Source organism: Microbacterium trichothecenolyticum, from assembly GCF_000956465.1.
GTDB lineage: Bacteria > Actinomycetota > Actinomycetes > Actinomycetales > Microbacteriaceae > Microbacterium > Microbacterium trichothecenolyticum.
Map to the genome: position 1 here is coordinate 153,621 of NZ_JYJA01000038.1, position 13,582 is coordinate 167,202.

The 13,582-nt window shown below is 70.7% G+C and carries 15 protein-coding genes; all 15 read right to left on the reverse strand.

The genetic code is table 11. From position 1 onward, the window contains the following. Positions 1 to 2 precede the first annotated feature (2 nt). A complete protein-coding gene (locus RS82_RS14920) occupies positions 3 to 650 on the reverse strand; it encodes an NAD(P)H-dependent oxidoreductase (protein WP_045300838.1) in 648 nt (215 codons plus the stop codon). Next, positions 647 to 1,129, reverse strand: a complete 483-nt coding sequence (locus RS82_RS14925; RefSeq protein ID WP_045300839.1) for a MarR family winged helix-turn-helix transcriptional regulator — start codon at positions 1,127 to 1,129, stop codon at positions 647 to 649. The genes RS82_RS14920 and RS82_RS14925 overlap by 4 nt, the downstream gene beginning before the upstream one ends. Positions 1,130 to 1,285: 156 nt before the next feature. After that, the gene (locus tag RS82_RS14930; RefSeq protein ID WP_045300840.1) at positions 1,286 to 2,020 is read right to left on the reverse strand and encodes an amino acid ABC transporter ATP-binding protein; all 735 of its coding nucleotides are present in this window, start codon (positions 2,018 to 2,020) and stop codon (positions 1,286 to 1,288) included. After that, a complete protein-coding gene (locus RS82_RS14935) occupies positions 2,017 to 2,862 on the reverse strand; it encodes an amino acid ABC transporter permease (RefSeq protein WP_045300842.1) in 846 nt (281 codons plus the stop codon). The genes RS82_RS14930 and RS82_RS14935 overlap by 4 nt, the downstream gene beginning before the upstream one ends. Before the next feature lie 22 nt (positions 2,863 to 2,884). Then, positions 2,885 to 3,736, reverse strand: coding sequence for an ABC transporter substrate-binding protein (locus RS82_RS14940; RefSeq protein ID WP_045300845.1), 852 nt, complete (start codon positions 3,734 to 3,736; stop codon positions 2,885 to 2,887). A gap of 103 nt (positions 3,737 to 3,839) precedes the next feature. Continuing rightward, the gene (locus RS82_RS14945) at positions 3,840 to 4,913 is read right to left on the reverse strand and encodes an RNA polymerase sigma factor (RefSeq protein ID WP_045300847.1); all 1,074 of its coding nucleotides are present in this window, start codon (positions 4,911 to 4,913) and stop codon (positions 3,840 to 3,842) included. Continuing rightward, complete coding sequence (locus tag RS82_RS14950) at positions 4,913 to 5,293, reverse strand: YciI family protein (RefSeq protein WP_045300849.1); 381 nt, start codon at positions 5,291 to 5,293, stop codon at positions 4,913 to 4,915. Before RS82_RS14950 ends, RS82_RS14945 begins: the two co-directional genes overlap by 1 nt. 76 nt (positions 5,294 to 5,369) lie before the next feature. Next, complete coding sequence (locus RS82_RS14955) at positions 5,370 to 5,933, reverse strand: hypothetical protein (RefSeq protein ID WP_045300851.1); 564 nt, start codon at positions 5,931 to 5,933, stop codon at positions 5,370 to 5,372. Between the two features lie 55 nt (positions 5,934 to 5,988). Continuing rightward, positions 5,989 to 6,786 (reverse strand): transglutaminase-like domain-containing protein, encoded by a 798-nt coding sequence (locus tag RS82_RS14960; protein ID WP_045300856.1) that lies wholly within the window; start codon positions 6,784 to 6,786, stop codon positions 5,989 to 5,991. Between the two features lie 68 nt (positions 6,787 to 6,854). After that, a complete protein-coding gene (locus RS82_RS14965; protein ID WP_045300858.1) occupies positions 6,855 to 7,661 on the reverse strand; it encodes an aldolase/citrate lyase family protein in 807 nt (268 codons plus the stop codon). Continuing rightward, a complete protein-coding gene (locus RS82_RS14970) occupies positions 7,646 to 8,431 on the reverse strand; it encodes a 2-keto-4-pentenoate hydratase (RefSeq protein ID WP_045300860.1) in 786 nt (261 codons plus the stop codon). Before RS82_RS14970 ends, RS82_RS14965 begins: the two co-directional genes overlap by 16 nt. A gap of 10 nt (positions 8,432 to 8,441) precedes the next feature. Further along, complete coding sequence (gene hpaD, locus RS82_RS14975) at positions 8,442 to 9,602, reverse strand: 3,4-dihydroxyphenylacetate 2,3-dioxygenase (RefSeq protein WP_045300861.1); 1,161 nt, start codon at positions 9,600 to 9,602, stop codon at positions 8,442 to 8,444. A gap of 46 nt (positions 9,603 to 9,648) precedes the next feature. Further along, positions 9,649 to 11,208, reverse strand: coding sequence for a 5-carboxymethyl-2-hydroxymuconate semialdehyde dehydrogenase (gene hpaE, locus RS82_RS14980; protein ID WP_045300863.1), 1,560 nt, complete (start codon positions 11,206 to 11,208; stop codon positions 9,649 to 9,651). A 56-nt stretch (positions 11,209 to 11,264) separates the two neighbouring features. After that, a complete protein-coding gene (locus tag RS82_RS14985) occupies positions 11,265 to 11,954 on the reverse strand; it encodes a GntR family transcriptional regulator (RefSeq protein WP_045300865.1) in 690 nt (229 codons plus the stop codon). Continuing rightward, on the reverse strand, positions 11,951 to 13,492 hold the full coding sequence (locus tag RS82_RS14990; protein WP_045300867.1) for a fumarylacetoacetate hydrolase family protein: 1,542 nt from the start codon (positions 13,490 to 13,492) through the stop codon (positions 11,951 to 11,953). The genes RS82_RS14985 and RS82_RS14990 overlap by 4 nt, the downstream gene beginning before the upstream one ends. Between the last annotated feature and the right edge of the window lie 90 nt (positions 13,493 to 13,582).

Consider the following 13,582-nt stretch of genomic DNA (forward strand, 5'->3'; position numbering starts at 1 on the left):
CCTCAGGCCGCGACGAGCGCGGATCGCTCGCGCGGACGCACGGACTCGGCATCCGTCGCTGCGAGCGAGGCCATCCCGCGGACCCAGCGCTCGCGGTCGGCCCCGGTGCTGTGCCGCACCTGCGCGAGGCGCGTCACCCCACGGACCTTGATGCCGCAGTACTCCAGTGTGGCGTTGCGGAGCGACCGGATCGGCGCGTTGCGGTAGACCCACGCGTTCCAGAGCACGGGGGAGTCCATCGTCATGACGATGCGTGCGCTGCGCCCGGTGAGCAGCTTGTCCCACAGTCGCCCGGTCGGGCGGTAGCGGTAGGCGAAGCCGCGCACGAAGACGCGGTCGATCCACGTCTTGAGGGCGCCCGGAAGCGACCCCCACCACTGTGGGAAGAAGAACACCAGGTGGTCCGCCCAGTCGACGTCGGCGACGTAGGCGGCGACCTCGGGCGTGAGCGGAACGTCGGCGTCGGTGCGGGGCATGCGCACTTCATCGCGGACGGACGGATGCTGCGGCACGGCGTCGTTCGCGAGATCCACGACCCGCACCTCGGCGCCGCCGGCGCGCGCGGCGTCGGCGTACGAGCTGGCGAGGGAGTGGTTGAGGCTGCCGGCGAAGGGCGTGCCGACGATCACGAGGATGCGGGGAGCGTTCATGCGAGGGTCTCCTGAGGGTGGTGGACGGCACGCGGGCCGGGCGCCGGCTGCTGCTGGATGAAGGCGGTGAGGGCGACGAGCTGGGCGTTCATGCGAGGGGCGTCGATCGGGTCGCCCGCGAGTGACGGGTGCGTCAGCATCGCGGCGAACTCGCGCTCGAGCACCTCGCCGGCATCGCGCACGAGGGCGGTGCCCTTGGGGGTGAGCGAGAGCAGGATGCTGCGACCCGCACCGGGCTGGGACGCTGCCGTGATCCAGCCGTCCTCGACGAGTGCGGGCACCCGCTTGCTCACGGCGGCCTTGGTGACGCCGAGGCAGCGGGCGAGCGTCGTCATGTCCACGGGCTCGTGGTCGTACAGCACGGCCAGGAACTGGAAATGGTTGAACGTCACGCCCCACCCCGCCTGAAGCGCGGTGTCGGCGAACGCGTCGATCTCCGCGATGAGCTCGTGGAGGGTGAAGGTCAGGCGGTCGGACACGTACTGAGTAAACCAGTTGACTCACTGTAAGTCAACAGGTTGACTCACCCCACCGCGTTCACATCGCGTGATCTCGCCGAGGCGATGCGTTATACGCGCGCATAACGGGTGCGCTCGGTGAGATCACGCGATATGGACAACGCGGCCTGGCCTCACTCAGGCGGTGAAGCGGGCGAGGAACTCCCGGGTGCGTGGTTCGCGCGGGGCCGCAAGGACGTCGGCGGGCGGCCCCTGTTCGACGATCGTGCCCGCGTCGAGGAACACCACGCGGTGGGCGACATCCCGCGCGAACGCCATCTCGTGCGTCGCCATGAGGATCGTGGCGCCGTCGGCGGCGAGCTGACGCACGAGCTCGAGGACCTCGCCGACGAGTTCGGGGTCGAGCGCCGAGGTGATCTCGTCGAGGAACAGCACCTCGGGGTCGGTCGCGATGGCCCGCACGATCGCGGCACGCTGCTGCTGGCCGCCTGAGAGGCGGTCGGGGTGCTCGCGCGCCAGGTCGGCGAGCCCGATGCGGCCGAGCAGTTCGAGCGCACGAGCCTCGGCCTCACGTCGGGGAGTGCGGTGCACGACGCGCGAGGCGAGCGTGACGTTGTCGAGCACCGTGAGGTGCGGGAAGAGGTTGTAGCTCTGGAAGACCGCGCCGAAGCGGGCGCGTACGCGGTTCGCATCGATGCGCGGATCGGAGATGTCCTCGTCGTCGAGGAAGATCTGCCCGTCGTCGATGGGCTCGAGGAGGTTCAGGCATCGCAGCAGCGTCGACTTTCCCGATCCGCTCGCCCCGATCAGCGCGACCACTTCGTGCGTGGCCAGGTCGATGTCGACGCCGCGGAGCACTTCGCGCTCGCCGAAGGACTTGTGGATGCCGGTCGCCCGCAGCAGGGCGGTCACAGGATCGCCCCCGCCTGCTCGCGCTCGCGCAGTCGCGCGGTGTACCAGTCGGTGAGCCGGATGGTGGGGATCGCGAGCAGGATGAACAGCACCCCGGCCACGACGTACGGCGTGAAGTTGTAGGTGAGCGAGGCGACGGATCTCGCCGCGGCGATGGCGTCGACCGCGCCGAGGATGGAGATCAGCCCGACGTCCTTCTGCATGGAGATGAAGTCGTTCATGAGGGGCGGCGTGATCTTGCGGAAGGCCTGGGGCAGCACGACGCGGCGCAGCGACTGCACGTAGCCGAGGCCGAGCGCCCGCGCCGCAAGGCGCTGCGACGGGTGGACGGCTTCGATGCCGGCGCGGATCACCTCGGCGACATACGCGGAGTACGTGAGCGTCACCGCGATCACCCCGAGCAGTACGACCGGCATGCGCGTGTTCGTGATGGTCGGCAGACCGAAGCCGATGAGGTAGAGCACGATGATGAAGGGCAGGCCGCGGAAGAGGTCGGTGTAGCCGGCCGCGACCACGCGCGCCGGGAAGAAGACCGGTCCGCGGAGGGTGCGCAGCACGGCGATCACGAGTGCCACGACGGCGACGGTCACGACGGAGTAGGCGAGGACCTGCAGGTTGATCAGGAAGCCGTCCCACACCTTCGGCAGCGCCTGGATCGCGACGTCGAGGTTGAAGAACGACTGCTGGACCTTCGACCAGCCCTCGGTGTTGATGACCGTCGCCCAGACGATCACCGCGAACGCGATCGACGACGCGATCGCGATGAGCACCGACCGCCGCGAGCGGCGGTGCCGGTAGGCGCGACGGTCGAGCTCGAGCGCGCTGGGCTGGTGCGGGGTCACCGAACGAACGTAGCGGACGCGGTCACTGCAGCTGAGGCACGCCTTCGCTGAGGACGGCGAGCCACTTCTCCTCGAGGGCGTCGAGGGTTCCGTTCTCGCGAAGCGTGTCGACGGCCGCGGTGACGTCCGCGGTGAGCGGGGAGTCCTTCGCCAGGAGCAGGCCCCACTGGTCGGGTACCCCCGCTGCCGGGAGCTCGCCCACGGTGAAGGAGTCGTCGATGTAGAAGTTCACCGCGGTGTAGGCGGTCGGGGTGTCGAGCACGAGGGCGTCGATCTGTCCCGCCTTGAGCGCGGCGACCGCGTCTTCGTTGGAGCTGTAGAGCTGCGGCGTGGTGGTGGGCGCGATGGCCTGTTCGATCGTCGTGGCGCTGGTGGATCCCGACATCGCGCCGAGCACGAGGCTCTTGAGGCCCGCGATGTCGGTCACGCCCTCGGCGGCGCCGCCCTTCAACGCGACCACCGACTGGCTGGCCTCGTAGTAGGGCGACGAGAAGTCGACGGCCTGCTTGCGCTCGTCGGTGATCGTGTACTGCTGGATGTTGAAGTCGAAGCTCTTCGGCCCGGGCGCGATCGCCGACTCGAAGCTCGTCCGCACCCATTCGACGTCTTCGGGGGCGAACCCCAGCTCCTCGGCGACGGCGTAGGCGACCGCTGCCTCGAACCCCTCACCCGACGCGGGGTCGTCGTCGATCACGTACGGCTCGTACGCCGTCTCGCCGGTCGCGATGGTGAGCTTGCCGGGCGTGAGGTAGCCCGCGTCGGCGGCCGACTCGCTGCTGGCCGGCGCGGAACCGGAGGCGCAGCCGGTCAGGGCGAGGGCCGCGACGGCGATGCCGGCGGCGGCGATGCGGACGAGACGGATGCGGCGCGACATGGGTGCCTCCAGGAGTCGAGTGTCCGCGCGTGCGTGCTGTCGCTGCGCGGATCCCTCCATCTTGGCGACGGGCCGGGCGGAACGGCGCGCGCGGGTCGGTTTGTTACACGTCCGATGCCGAGGGGGCGCCGGTGGCGAGCCGTCCCTCCGCGGCGGCCAGTGCGGCGCGGGCGCCGTCGGTGGGCGCGATCGCGACGAGTCCGCGGTACAGCTTCACGAGCGCCTCGACGTCGAGGGAGCCGGTGCGGGCGCGGTCGCAGTGCACGGCCTGGATCGCAGCCTCGAGCTGGAAGCGCCCCAGCGGTCGCCCCAGCGACGAGGCGCGACGCAGCAGAGCGGCGCCCTCCGCGATGAGCGCGCGATCCCACTCGGCTGGGTCCTGCTCGTCGAGCGGCGGCCACGGAACGTCTGCGCGGGCGGGCGCACGCGACTGCGCGTAGGTCAGCAGCGCGGCGAGGCCCCACGCCTCCGGCTCGTCGTCGAGGAGGGTCGCGGTGAGCACCGCGAGCCATCGCGCCTCATCGGCGAGCGACTCGCGCGGCTCATCGCCCTGGTCGAGCCAGCCGATCGCGTACGCGCCGTAGATCGCCTCGAGCACGGCCAGCAGCCGGGAGGGGATATCGGCGCGGGTGGGGATGCGCAACGGGATGCCGGCGTCCCGGATCCGCCGCTTCACGCGTACGAGCCGCTGGGCCATCGCGGACGGCTCGACCGCGAACGCACGGGCGATCTCGGCCGCTTCGAACCCGAGCACCGTCTGCAGCATGAGCGGCGTGCGCACGGCGGGGTCGACCGCCGGGTGCGCGCACGCGAAGAGCAGTTCGAGTCTGCGGTCCGGGATCGCCTCGCCGCGCTCGAGGGCGCTGAGCGCGTCGACCTCGAGCTCGTCGGCGCGTGCCGCGATGATCCCCTCGTCGAGCGGCACACCCGTACGGCGGGCCGCCGACGAGAGGGCGTCGCGCAGTCGGTTGCGGGCCACGGTGACCAGCCACCCTTCGGGATTCGCGGGGATGCCGGCGTCCGGCCACGTGCGCAGCGCCCGCTCGAACGCGTCGGCGAGGGCGTCTTCGGCGAGCGAGACGTCGTGCGTGGCAGCGGCGACCACGGCCAGGATGCGGCCGTACGACTCCCGCGCGGTGCGCTCCGCGACCGCGAGGGAGTCGGATGCGGCCGGCATCAGCTCGCGAACGGGGTCCAGGCGCCGTTCTCGAAGCGGGTCGCGCTGGGCCGCACCTCGACGGTGCCCCAGCTGATCGACGGGGCCTTGCCGGCCCAGCCGATGGCGGCGTCGAGGTCGGCGACATCGACCACGAACGTGCCGCCGAGCTGCTCCCTGGTGTCGGCGAACGGTCCGTCCTGCACGCGCAGCGTGCCGTCGGGCGCGGTGACCGAGGTGGTCACGGCCGAAGGCTGCAGCACCTCGGCCGACACGAGCACGCCGGCCGCGTCGAGCGCCTTGGCGTACTCGTCGAACTCGCGCATGCCCTCGCCCCAGGCGTCGTCGCCCATGTCTTCGGGGGTCATCTCGGGGTAGTGGAGGAGGAGTGCGTATCGCATGGCGTCGTCCTTTCTGGAGGGGTATCGACACCCTCATGACGATCGGCGCCCGCCCGGATCGACAGGGCGGGCCGAATCAGCCCTTGCCGAGTTCGTCGAGCATGCGTCGCTGCTCGTCGGTGAGCCCGTCGTTCAGTTCGCGCCGGGCGGCGGATGCCTCGGGGCAGGGGATCGGCGGGGCCGCAGCATCCGTTCCCGCAGCCTTCGAACCGGTCGCCTTGTCGAGGAGCGTGCCCGCGTGGGTCTCGACCTTGTCGTCGATCGCGCCATAGATTGCCCAGCCGATGAGGAGGATCACCGGCGGGATGACCCAGCCCCAGAACGCGCCGAAGATGCCGCCGCCGATGGAGACTCCCGTGAAGACCACCGTGACGATCCAGACGAGGAACGCGACGGCGAAGGCCAGCAGGAACTCGACGAGCTTCTCGCCGGCCTTGGTGCGCTGGTTCGCGGACTTCGCCGCCATCGAGCGGAACCACTTCTCGACGAGCGGCTTGATCCAGATGACGAGCGCCGTCAGCACGATGCCTGCCCAGAGCGCGGCCCAGCCGACGCGGGCGGGCGTGAGCCAGCCGACGACCAGCAGGACGACGATGTTGAACACCAGCGGCGACGCGAACCGCACGACCCACTTCTTCATGACATCACTGTGCCACGTCGGGTCGGGCCTGTGGAACGACTCCGCGCGCGAGGGCTCAGGCGATCGAGACCAGCTGGGTGACGTCGTCGTCCGGCAGTGCGTCGGCCGTCGCGGTCACCGTCAGCTCGACCAGGTCGGCGCGCCCCGAGAACACGTTGAGAAACGCCGTATCGGCGGCATCGCGGCCGGTCGCGATGCGCACGAGGCTCGAGCGCGGCGCGAGCGTCGTCGCGTCGATCGCCCGCCATGCGCCGTCGATCCACGCCTCGGCGACGGCGTGGAAGTCCATGGGGCTCAGCCCCGGTGCGTACACGGCGACCGTACGCGCCGGGATGCCGAGTCCCCTCAGCAGCGCGACGCACAGGTGCGCGTAGTCGCGGCACACGCCCCGCCGGGCGAGCAGCGTGCGCGCGGCGCCGTCGGTGGGCAGCGAGGATCCCGGGAGGTACGACAGACGTGTGCCGACCCACGACGAGACGGCGGCGAGGAGCTCGGTGGCGCCCTCGATGCCGCGGAATTCGGCGGTCGCCGTGGGTGCGAGCGCGTCGGACTCGGCGTACCGGCTCGGCCGCCTATAGACGAACCGCTCGACATCGTCGTCGCCACCCACGCGATCGCCGGCGTGAAGGGTGGCGCTGTACTCGATCGCGAACGCCCCCACCGGCGCCATGACCCGGTGCAGGCGCGTGCCGTGGGCATCGTGAAGCTCGTCGATCTCGACGGGCCTGCCGTCCACGTTCGCGGCGAGGTGCTCGGAGTCGGGGGAGTAGTGAGTCGAGGCCGTGATCGCGAAGACCAGTTCGGCCGGTTCGGTGACGTTCAGGGCGATGCGGCTGGAGACGTCTCGCTTCATTGCCCCAGCGTGACACGTCCGGACCGCCTCCCGGGCGGCCTTGACACGCTGCGCCTGCAGCGGTCCGGCTAGTACGAGGCGCGTTCCCCGGGTGAGCCAGGGGCGGGGGCGAAGCGGGCCGCAAGGGCTTCGGAGCCGCGGGCGAGGAGTGCGACGTCGGCGCCCACGAGGACGAACGACGCGCCTGCTTCGAGGTAGGCGTCGGCGGTGGCGGGGTCGAACGCGTTGACGCCGGCGGGCTTGCCGGCCGCGCGGACGGCGTCGAAGGTGCGGTGGGCGGCGGCGACGACGTCGGGGTGCGTCTGCCGGCCGAGCACGCCCATCGATGCGGCGAGGTCGCTCGGGCCGACGAACACGCCGTCCACGCCATCGACCGCGGCGATCTCGGCGGCCGCCTCGACGCCGGCCGCCGTCTCGATCTGGACGAACAGGGAGACGTGCTCGTCGGCGTCTTGGAGGTACCCGTCGACACGGTTCCAGCGCGCCGAGCGCGCGAGCGCGGAGCCCACCCCGCGGGTGCCCCGCGGGGGATAGCGCACGGCGGCGACGGCGGCTTCAGCATCCGCCCTCGAGGACACCATGGGCACGAGCAGGTTCTGGGCTCCGAGATCGAGCACCTGCTTGATCGTGACGACGTCGCCGATCGGCACGCGCACGACCGGGGTGATCGGGTAGGCGGCGACGGCCTGCAGCTGGGCCAGCACCGACTCGAGGCCGTTGGGGGAGTGCTCCATGTCGATCAGCAGCCAGTCCAGGCCCGAGCCGGCGCAGATCTCGGCCACGAGCGGCGAGCCCGTGCACACCCACATGCCCGCGAGCGGGCGGTCGGCGTTCGCGAGGGCGTCGCGGAAGGTCGGGCTCAGACGAAGCGGCATTCGATCACTCCCATGGGTCCGTAGTCGCACCTGACGGTATCGTCCCGCGACACCCACATGGGGCGGGTGAACGAGCCGGCCAGGATGATCTCGCCCGCCTCGAGCCGCGCGCCGTGCTGGTGGAACTTGTTCGCGAGCCACGCGACGCCGGTCGCAGGGTGGCCGAGCACACCGGCGGCGACCCCCGTCTCCTCGATCTCGCCGTTGCGGCTGAGCACGCCGGGGACCCAGCGCAGATCGATCTCGTCGGGGCGCTTGCGGACATCGCCGAGCACCATCGCACCGTAGGCGGCGTTGTCGGAGATCGTGTCGACGATGGTGCGCCCTTCGAGCTCGATGTGCGAGTTCAGCACCTCGAGGGCGGGCACCGCGTAGTCGATCGCGGCCAGGGCGTCATCGAGGGTGCAGTCGGGACCCTCGAGCGGTTGCTTCAACACGAACGCGAGCTCGACCTCGATGCGCACGTTCGAGAACAGGTCGACGGGGATCTCGGCGCCCGAGCGGTACACGGTGTCGTCGAACATCACTCCGTAGTCGGGCTCGGTGATGCCGGTGGCCTGCTGCATCGCCTTCGACGTGAGCCCGATCTTGCGGCCGACGAGCGTGCGTCCGGCGGCGATGCTCTGGTCGCGCCACACGCCCTGGATCGCGTACGAGTCCTCGACCGTCGCGTCGGGGTACCGCGCCGTGATGCGCGGGATCACCGAGTGCGTGCGGTCGGCCTCTGCCAGGTCGGCCGCGATCTGGGCGATGTCGTCGGGGTGCAGCATCCGTGTCCCCTTACAGCTGGTGGCCGAGCTTGTACTCGCCCTGCTTGTACTCGGGCATCGAGTCCTCGCCGGGGCGCGTGTACGAGAAGCCGTCGGCGCCGATCGTGACCGCCATCTCGGAGCTGTCGGTGCGGGCGACGACAGGCTGCGGGTTGCCATCGAGGTCGAGCACGAGCGAGGCCTCGGTGTACCAGGACGGCACGACGGGGTTGCCCCACCAGTCGCGGCGCTGGTTGTCGTGCACGTCCCACGTGACGACGGGGTTGTCGGGGTCGCCGGTGTAGTAGTCCTGCGTGTAGATCTCGACGCGGTGCCCGTCGGGGTCGCGCAGGTACAGGTAGAACGCGTTCGAGACGCCGTGGCGGCCGGGTCCGCGCTCGATCGCGTCGGAGCGGCGGAGCGCGCCGAGCTTGTCGCAGATCGCGAGGATGTTGTGCTTCTCGTGGGTGGCGAACGCGACGTGGTGCATGCGGGGTCCGTCGCCGCCGGTCATCGCGGTGTCGTGCACGGTGGGCTTGCGGCGCATCCACGCCGCGTAGACCGTGCCCTCCTCGTCCTGGATGTCCTCGGTGACGCGGAACCCCAGCGACTGCATGAAGTTGACGGCGCGGGGCACGTCGGGCGTGACCTGGTTGAAGTGGTCCAGGCGCACCAGCTCGCCCGGCGTGTGCAGGTCGTAGCGCCACGACAGGCGCTCGACGTGCTCGGTGGCGTGGAAGAACTCGTACGGGAAGCCGAGCGGATCGGTCACGCGCACCGAGTCGCCGATGCCCTTGGTGAACCCGTCGTGGCGGCGCTCGATGCGGCAGCCCAGCTCCTCGTAGAAGGCGACGGCCTTGTCGAGGTCTTCCGGGGTGCGCACGCGGTACGAGAACGCGGCGACCGCGGCGACGGGGCCCTGACGGAGCACCAGGTTGTGGTGGATGAACTCCTCCGTCGAGCGGAGGTAGATCGTGTTCTCGTCCTCTTCCGTGACGTAGAGCCCGAGCACGTCGACGTAGAACTCGCGGGACGCGAGCAGGTCGGTGACCACGAGCTCCATGTACGCGCAGCGCAGGATGTCGGGTGCGGGCACGCTCGGCGTCGGGATCGGGTCGTCGGAGAGGATCGGCGCCTCCTGGCTCACGTAGAAGCCGGAGGAGGTGCGGGTCATCTGATCACGGTGGGTCATGTCGCGTCCTTGCGTGGGGTCGAAGGGGGATCGGATGCCTGCGGCCTCAGTGGGCGGCGGCATCCGCCTTTCCGAAGGTGGGGTTGTGGGCGGGGCCGAGCGTGATGTGCACGGCCTGCTGGTCGGTGTAGAAGTCGATGGAGCGGTAGCCGCCCTCGTGTCCAAGACCGGAGGCCTTGACGCCGCCGAACGGGGTGCGGAGGTCCCGCACGTTGTTCGAGTTGAGCCAGACCATGCCGGCCTCGATGGCCTGAGAGAAGTTGTGCGCGCGCTTGAGGTCGTTGGTCCACACGTACGCGGCGAGGCCGTAGCGCACGCCGTTGGCGAGCTCGAGGGCCTCCTCGTCGGTATCGAACGGCGTGATCGCGACGACCGGGCCGAAGATCTCCTCCTGGAAGATCCGGGCGTCCGGCGCCACATCGGCGAACACCGTGGGGCGCACGAAGTTGCCGGTCTCGAACCCTTCCGGGCGGTCACCGCCGGCGACCAGGCGCGCCTCCGACTTGCCGATCTCGATGTACGAGACGACCTTTTCGTAGTGCTCGGGGTGCACGAGCGCTCCGACCTCGGTCTTCGGGTCGTGCGGGTAGCCGACCACGACGCGGTCGGCCTGCGCGGCGTAGCGCCTCACGAACTCGTCGTAGATCGGGCGCTCCACGAGGATGCGGGAGCCGGCGGTGCAGCGCTCGCCGTTGAGCGAGAAGACGCCGAAGATCGTGGCGTCGATGGCGGCGTCGAGGTCGGCGTCGGCGAAGACCACGGCGGGCGACTTGCCGCCGAGCTCCATCGACAGGCCCTTCAGGAACGGGGCCGCGTTGCCGAAGATGAGCTGCCCGGTGCGCGACTCTCCGGTGAACGAGATGAGCGGCACGTCGGGGTGCTTGACCAGTGCGTCGCCGGCGTCCTCGCCCAGCCCGTTGACGAGGTTGAACACGCCCTTCGGGAGGCCTGCCTCCTCGAAGATGCCGGCCCACAGCGACGCCGACAGCGGCGTGAACTCGGCGGGCTTGAGCACCACCGTGTTGCCGGTGGCGAGTGCCGGGCCGAGCTTCCACGACTCGAGCATGAACGGGGTGTTCCACGGCGTGATGAGCCCGGCGACGCCGATCGGCTTGCGGTTGACGTAGTTCATCTGCCGCCCCGGCACCTTGTAGGCGTCGTCGGCCTGCGCCACGATCAGGTCCGCGAAGAACCGGAAGTTCTCCGCCGCCCGCCGCGCCTGGCCGAGTGCCTGCGTGATCGGCAGGCCGGAGTCGAACGACTCCAGTTGGGCCAGACGCGCGTCGCGGGACTCCACGATGTCCGCGATGCGGTGCAGCACACGCGAACGCTCGCGCGGCAGCATCCGCGGCCACGGCCCCTCGGCGAACGCGCGCCGGGCGGCGGCGACGGCGCGGTCGATGTCGGCCTTCTTGCCGGCGGCGGCCAGCACGTACGTCTCGTTCGTCACCGGGTCGAGCACGTCGAACGTGTCGCCGTCGGCCGAGTCGACGAACTCGCCGTCGATGTAGTGCTGGATGCGGCTCGGCAGGCCCTCGGGCACATGCCGCGTCGCCCCGGCGCTCTGCGCTTCGCGGGTGGTGCCGGCTGTCGTGGTGTCGGTCATTGCTGCTCCTTCGTCGGAGGTCGGGGACGGATGCCGCTGCCCGCGGCATCCGCGAGTCAGAACGCTGGAAGGCCCAGAGCCTCGTCAGGGTGCTCGTGGATCATGTAGGCGTCGAGGGTGGCCGAGCGGTGGCGCCGGGCGGCCTTCTCGATCTCGCCGAGAGGGGCCCCGGTCTCGATGAGCACGAGGATGTTCTCGTGCTCGCGCACCGACTCCTGGGCACGGCCGGGCACGAAGCTGAAGGTCGAGTCGCGCAGGTGCCCGAGGCGCGCCCACTCGGCGTGCACGAGGTCGAGCATCCGCGGGTTCGCGCACTTCTCGAACAGCGCTGCGTGGAACTCCTGGTTGAGCGCCGTGAAGGCGCGCGGGTCGAAGTGCTCGAGCGTCTCGATCATGAGCTCATTGATGCGGCGGGCGTTGCGGATGTCGTCGGCCGTGAGCCGGCGCGCGGCCAGCGCCGTGGCGGTGCCCTCGAGGATCGACAGCGCCTGCATGCTGTACCGGTACTGCGAGTCGTCGACCATCGACACCCGCGCCCCGACGTTGCGCTCGAACGTGACGAGCCCCTCGGCCTCGAGCTGGCGGATCGCCTCGCGCACCGGCACCACGCTCATGTCGAGCTCGCCCGCGATGCTGCCCAGCACCAGGCGGTAGCCCGGCGTGAACTCCTGGTTCGCGATGCGCTCCTTGATCCAGCGGTACGCCTGCTGCGACTTGCTGAGCGTGTCGGCTTCGGTCGGGCTCATGCGCGGTCTCCTTCGCGGGCGTCGTACTTCGCGCGCCACTCGGCGTTCATCGGGAAGAGTCCGTCGACGGGATGCCCCTCCGCGACGCGGTCGGCGATCCAGGCGTCCTCGTCCTCCTGGGCGAGTGCCGCGTCGACGATCTCCTCGACGATCCCCGGCGGGATCACCACGACCCCGTCCGCGTCGCCGACGATGACGTCCCCGGGCTGGACCGTGGTGCCGCCGCACGCGATCGTCACGTCGGCGTCCCACGGCACGTGCTTGCGGCCCAGCACCGCAGGGTGGGCGCCGGCGGAGTAGACGGGGATGCCGACCGCGGCGACGGCCGCGGCATCCCTCACCCCTCCGTCGGTGACGATGCCGGCGGCGCCGCGGGCGTGCGCGCGGATCGCGAGGATGTCGCCGAGCGTGCCCGACCCGGCCTCGCCCCGCGCCTCGATCACGACCACTTCGCCCTCGCCGACGGCGTCGAACACGCGCTTCTGCGCGTTGTAGCCACCGCCGTGCGACGCGAACAGGTCCTCGCGGTTCGGCACGAAGCGCAGCGTGCGGGCGATGCCGACGAGTTTGGCCTCGGGATGCAGCGGCCGCACGCCGTCGACGTGCACGTTGTTCAGCCCGCGCTTGCGCAGCTGCGCCGAGAGCCCGGCGACCGGGACGGCCTCGAGCTTCGCGCGCAGCGCGTCTGCCAGAACAGGAGATGTGGCGGAGACAGGGGACTGCGCTTCAAAACGTCCTGCCTCGGCCAGATCTCCTGATTCCGCAGACGAGCCCGCCGCAAGCCCGGCCGCCTCCCGCGAGCCCCAGGCCTCGGTGCGCTGCAGGTCGTCGACCGCGGGCAGGGAGCCCAGCTCGGCGTCGAAGGCCGCCGAGCCCTGCGACACCGTCGTCACGAGTCGTCCCGACGACGGGCCGCCGGGAACATCGACCTCGACCTCGACGACATCGCCGGGCTTCGCGACCGATGAGCCGGCGGGCGTGCCGGTGAGGATCACGTCGCCGGTCTCGAGCGTGAAGTGCTGCGACAGATCGGCCACGAGCTGCGCGAGCGGGAAGATCATGCCGGCGGCCGTGTCGTCCTGCGCGATCTCGCCGTTGAGCCACGTGCGCACGCGCAGCGCGTCGGGATGGATGGTGCGGGCGTCGATGAGCGTCGGGCCGACGGGCGTGTAGCCGTCGCCGCCCTTGGAGCGCACGTTCGAGCCCTTGTCGCTCTGGCGCAGGTCGTAGAGGCCGAAATCGTTGGCCGCGGTCACCCAGGCGACGTGGTCCCACGCGTCTGCGAGGCCGACGCGACGCGCCGGGGTGCCGATCACGAGCGCGATCTCGCCCTCGAAAGCGAGCAGCTCGGTGCCTTCCGGGCGTTCGATGGTGTCGCCCGACGCGGCGACGGAGCTCGACGGCTTGAAGAAGTACGACGGATGCTGCGGCCGCCGCCCGCGCTGATCCGCACGCGAGGCGTAGCTGAGGTGGATGGCGATGATCTTGCCCGGGCGGCCGGGAAGCGCCGAGAAACGGCGGTCTGCGGTTGGGCCCACGCGCCCGGAGGCTCCGCGCGACGCGCCAGCGGCGTGTGGAGAAGGCGTGGGGACCGTGATCTCGTCCATGAGCTCCCTTACTCGAAGCGA

What these genes read in the sequence shown, in the direction of transcription:
- RS82_RS14940 (WP_045300845.1), bottom strand. Translation starts at nt 3,736, where the DNA reads ATGTCGCGCCGCATCCGTCTCGTCCGCATCGCCGCCGCCGGCATCGCC.
- RS82_RS14955 (WP_045300851.1), bottom strand. Translation starts at nt 5,933, where the DNA reads ATGAAGAAGTGGGTCGTGCGGTTCGCGTCGCCGCTGGTGTTCAACATC.
- RS82_RS14920 (WP_045300838.1), bottom strand. Translation starts at nt 650, where the DNA reads ATGAACGCTCCCCGCATCCTCGTGATCGTCGGCACGCCCTTCGCCGGC.
- hpaE (WP_045300863.1), bottom strand. Translation starts at nt 11,208, where the DNA reads ATGACCGACACCACGACAGCCGGCACCACCCGCGAAGCGCAGAGCGCC.
- RS82_RS14965 (WP_045300858.1), bottom strand. Translation starts at nt 7,661, where the DNA reads ATGCCGCTTCGTCTGAGCCCGACCTTCCGCGACGCCCTCGCGAACGCC.
- RS82_RS14985 (WP_045300865.1), bottom strand. Translation starts at nt 11,954, where the DNA reads ATGAGCCCGACCGAAGCCGACACGCTCAGCAAGTCGCAGCAGGCGTAC.
- RS82_RS14970 (WP_045300860.1), bottom strand. Translation starts at nt 8,431, where the DNA reads ATGCTGCACCCCGACGACATCGCCCAGATCGCGGCCGACCTGGCAGAG.
- RS82_RS14945 (WP_045300847.1), bottom strand. Translation starts at nt 4,913, where the DNA reads ATGCCGGCCGCATCCGACTCCCTCGCGGTCGCGGAGCGCACCGCGCGG.
- hpaD (WP_045300861.1), bottom strand. Translation starts at nt 9,602, where the DNA reads ATGACCCACCGTGATCAGATGACCCGCACCTCCTCCGGCTTCTACGTG.
- RS82_RS14960 (WP_045300856.1), bottom strand. Translation starts at nt 6,786, where the DNA reads ATGAAGCGAGACGTCTCCAGCCGCATCGCCCTGAACGTCACCGAACCG.
- RS82_RS14950 (WP_045300849.1), bottom strand. Translation starts at nt 5,293, where the DNA reads ATGCGATACGCACTCCTCCTCCACTACCCCGAGATGACCCCCGAAGAC.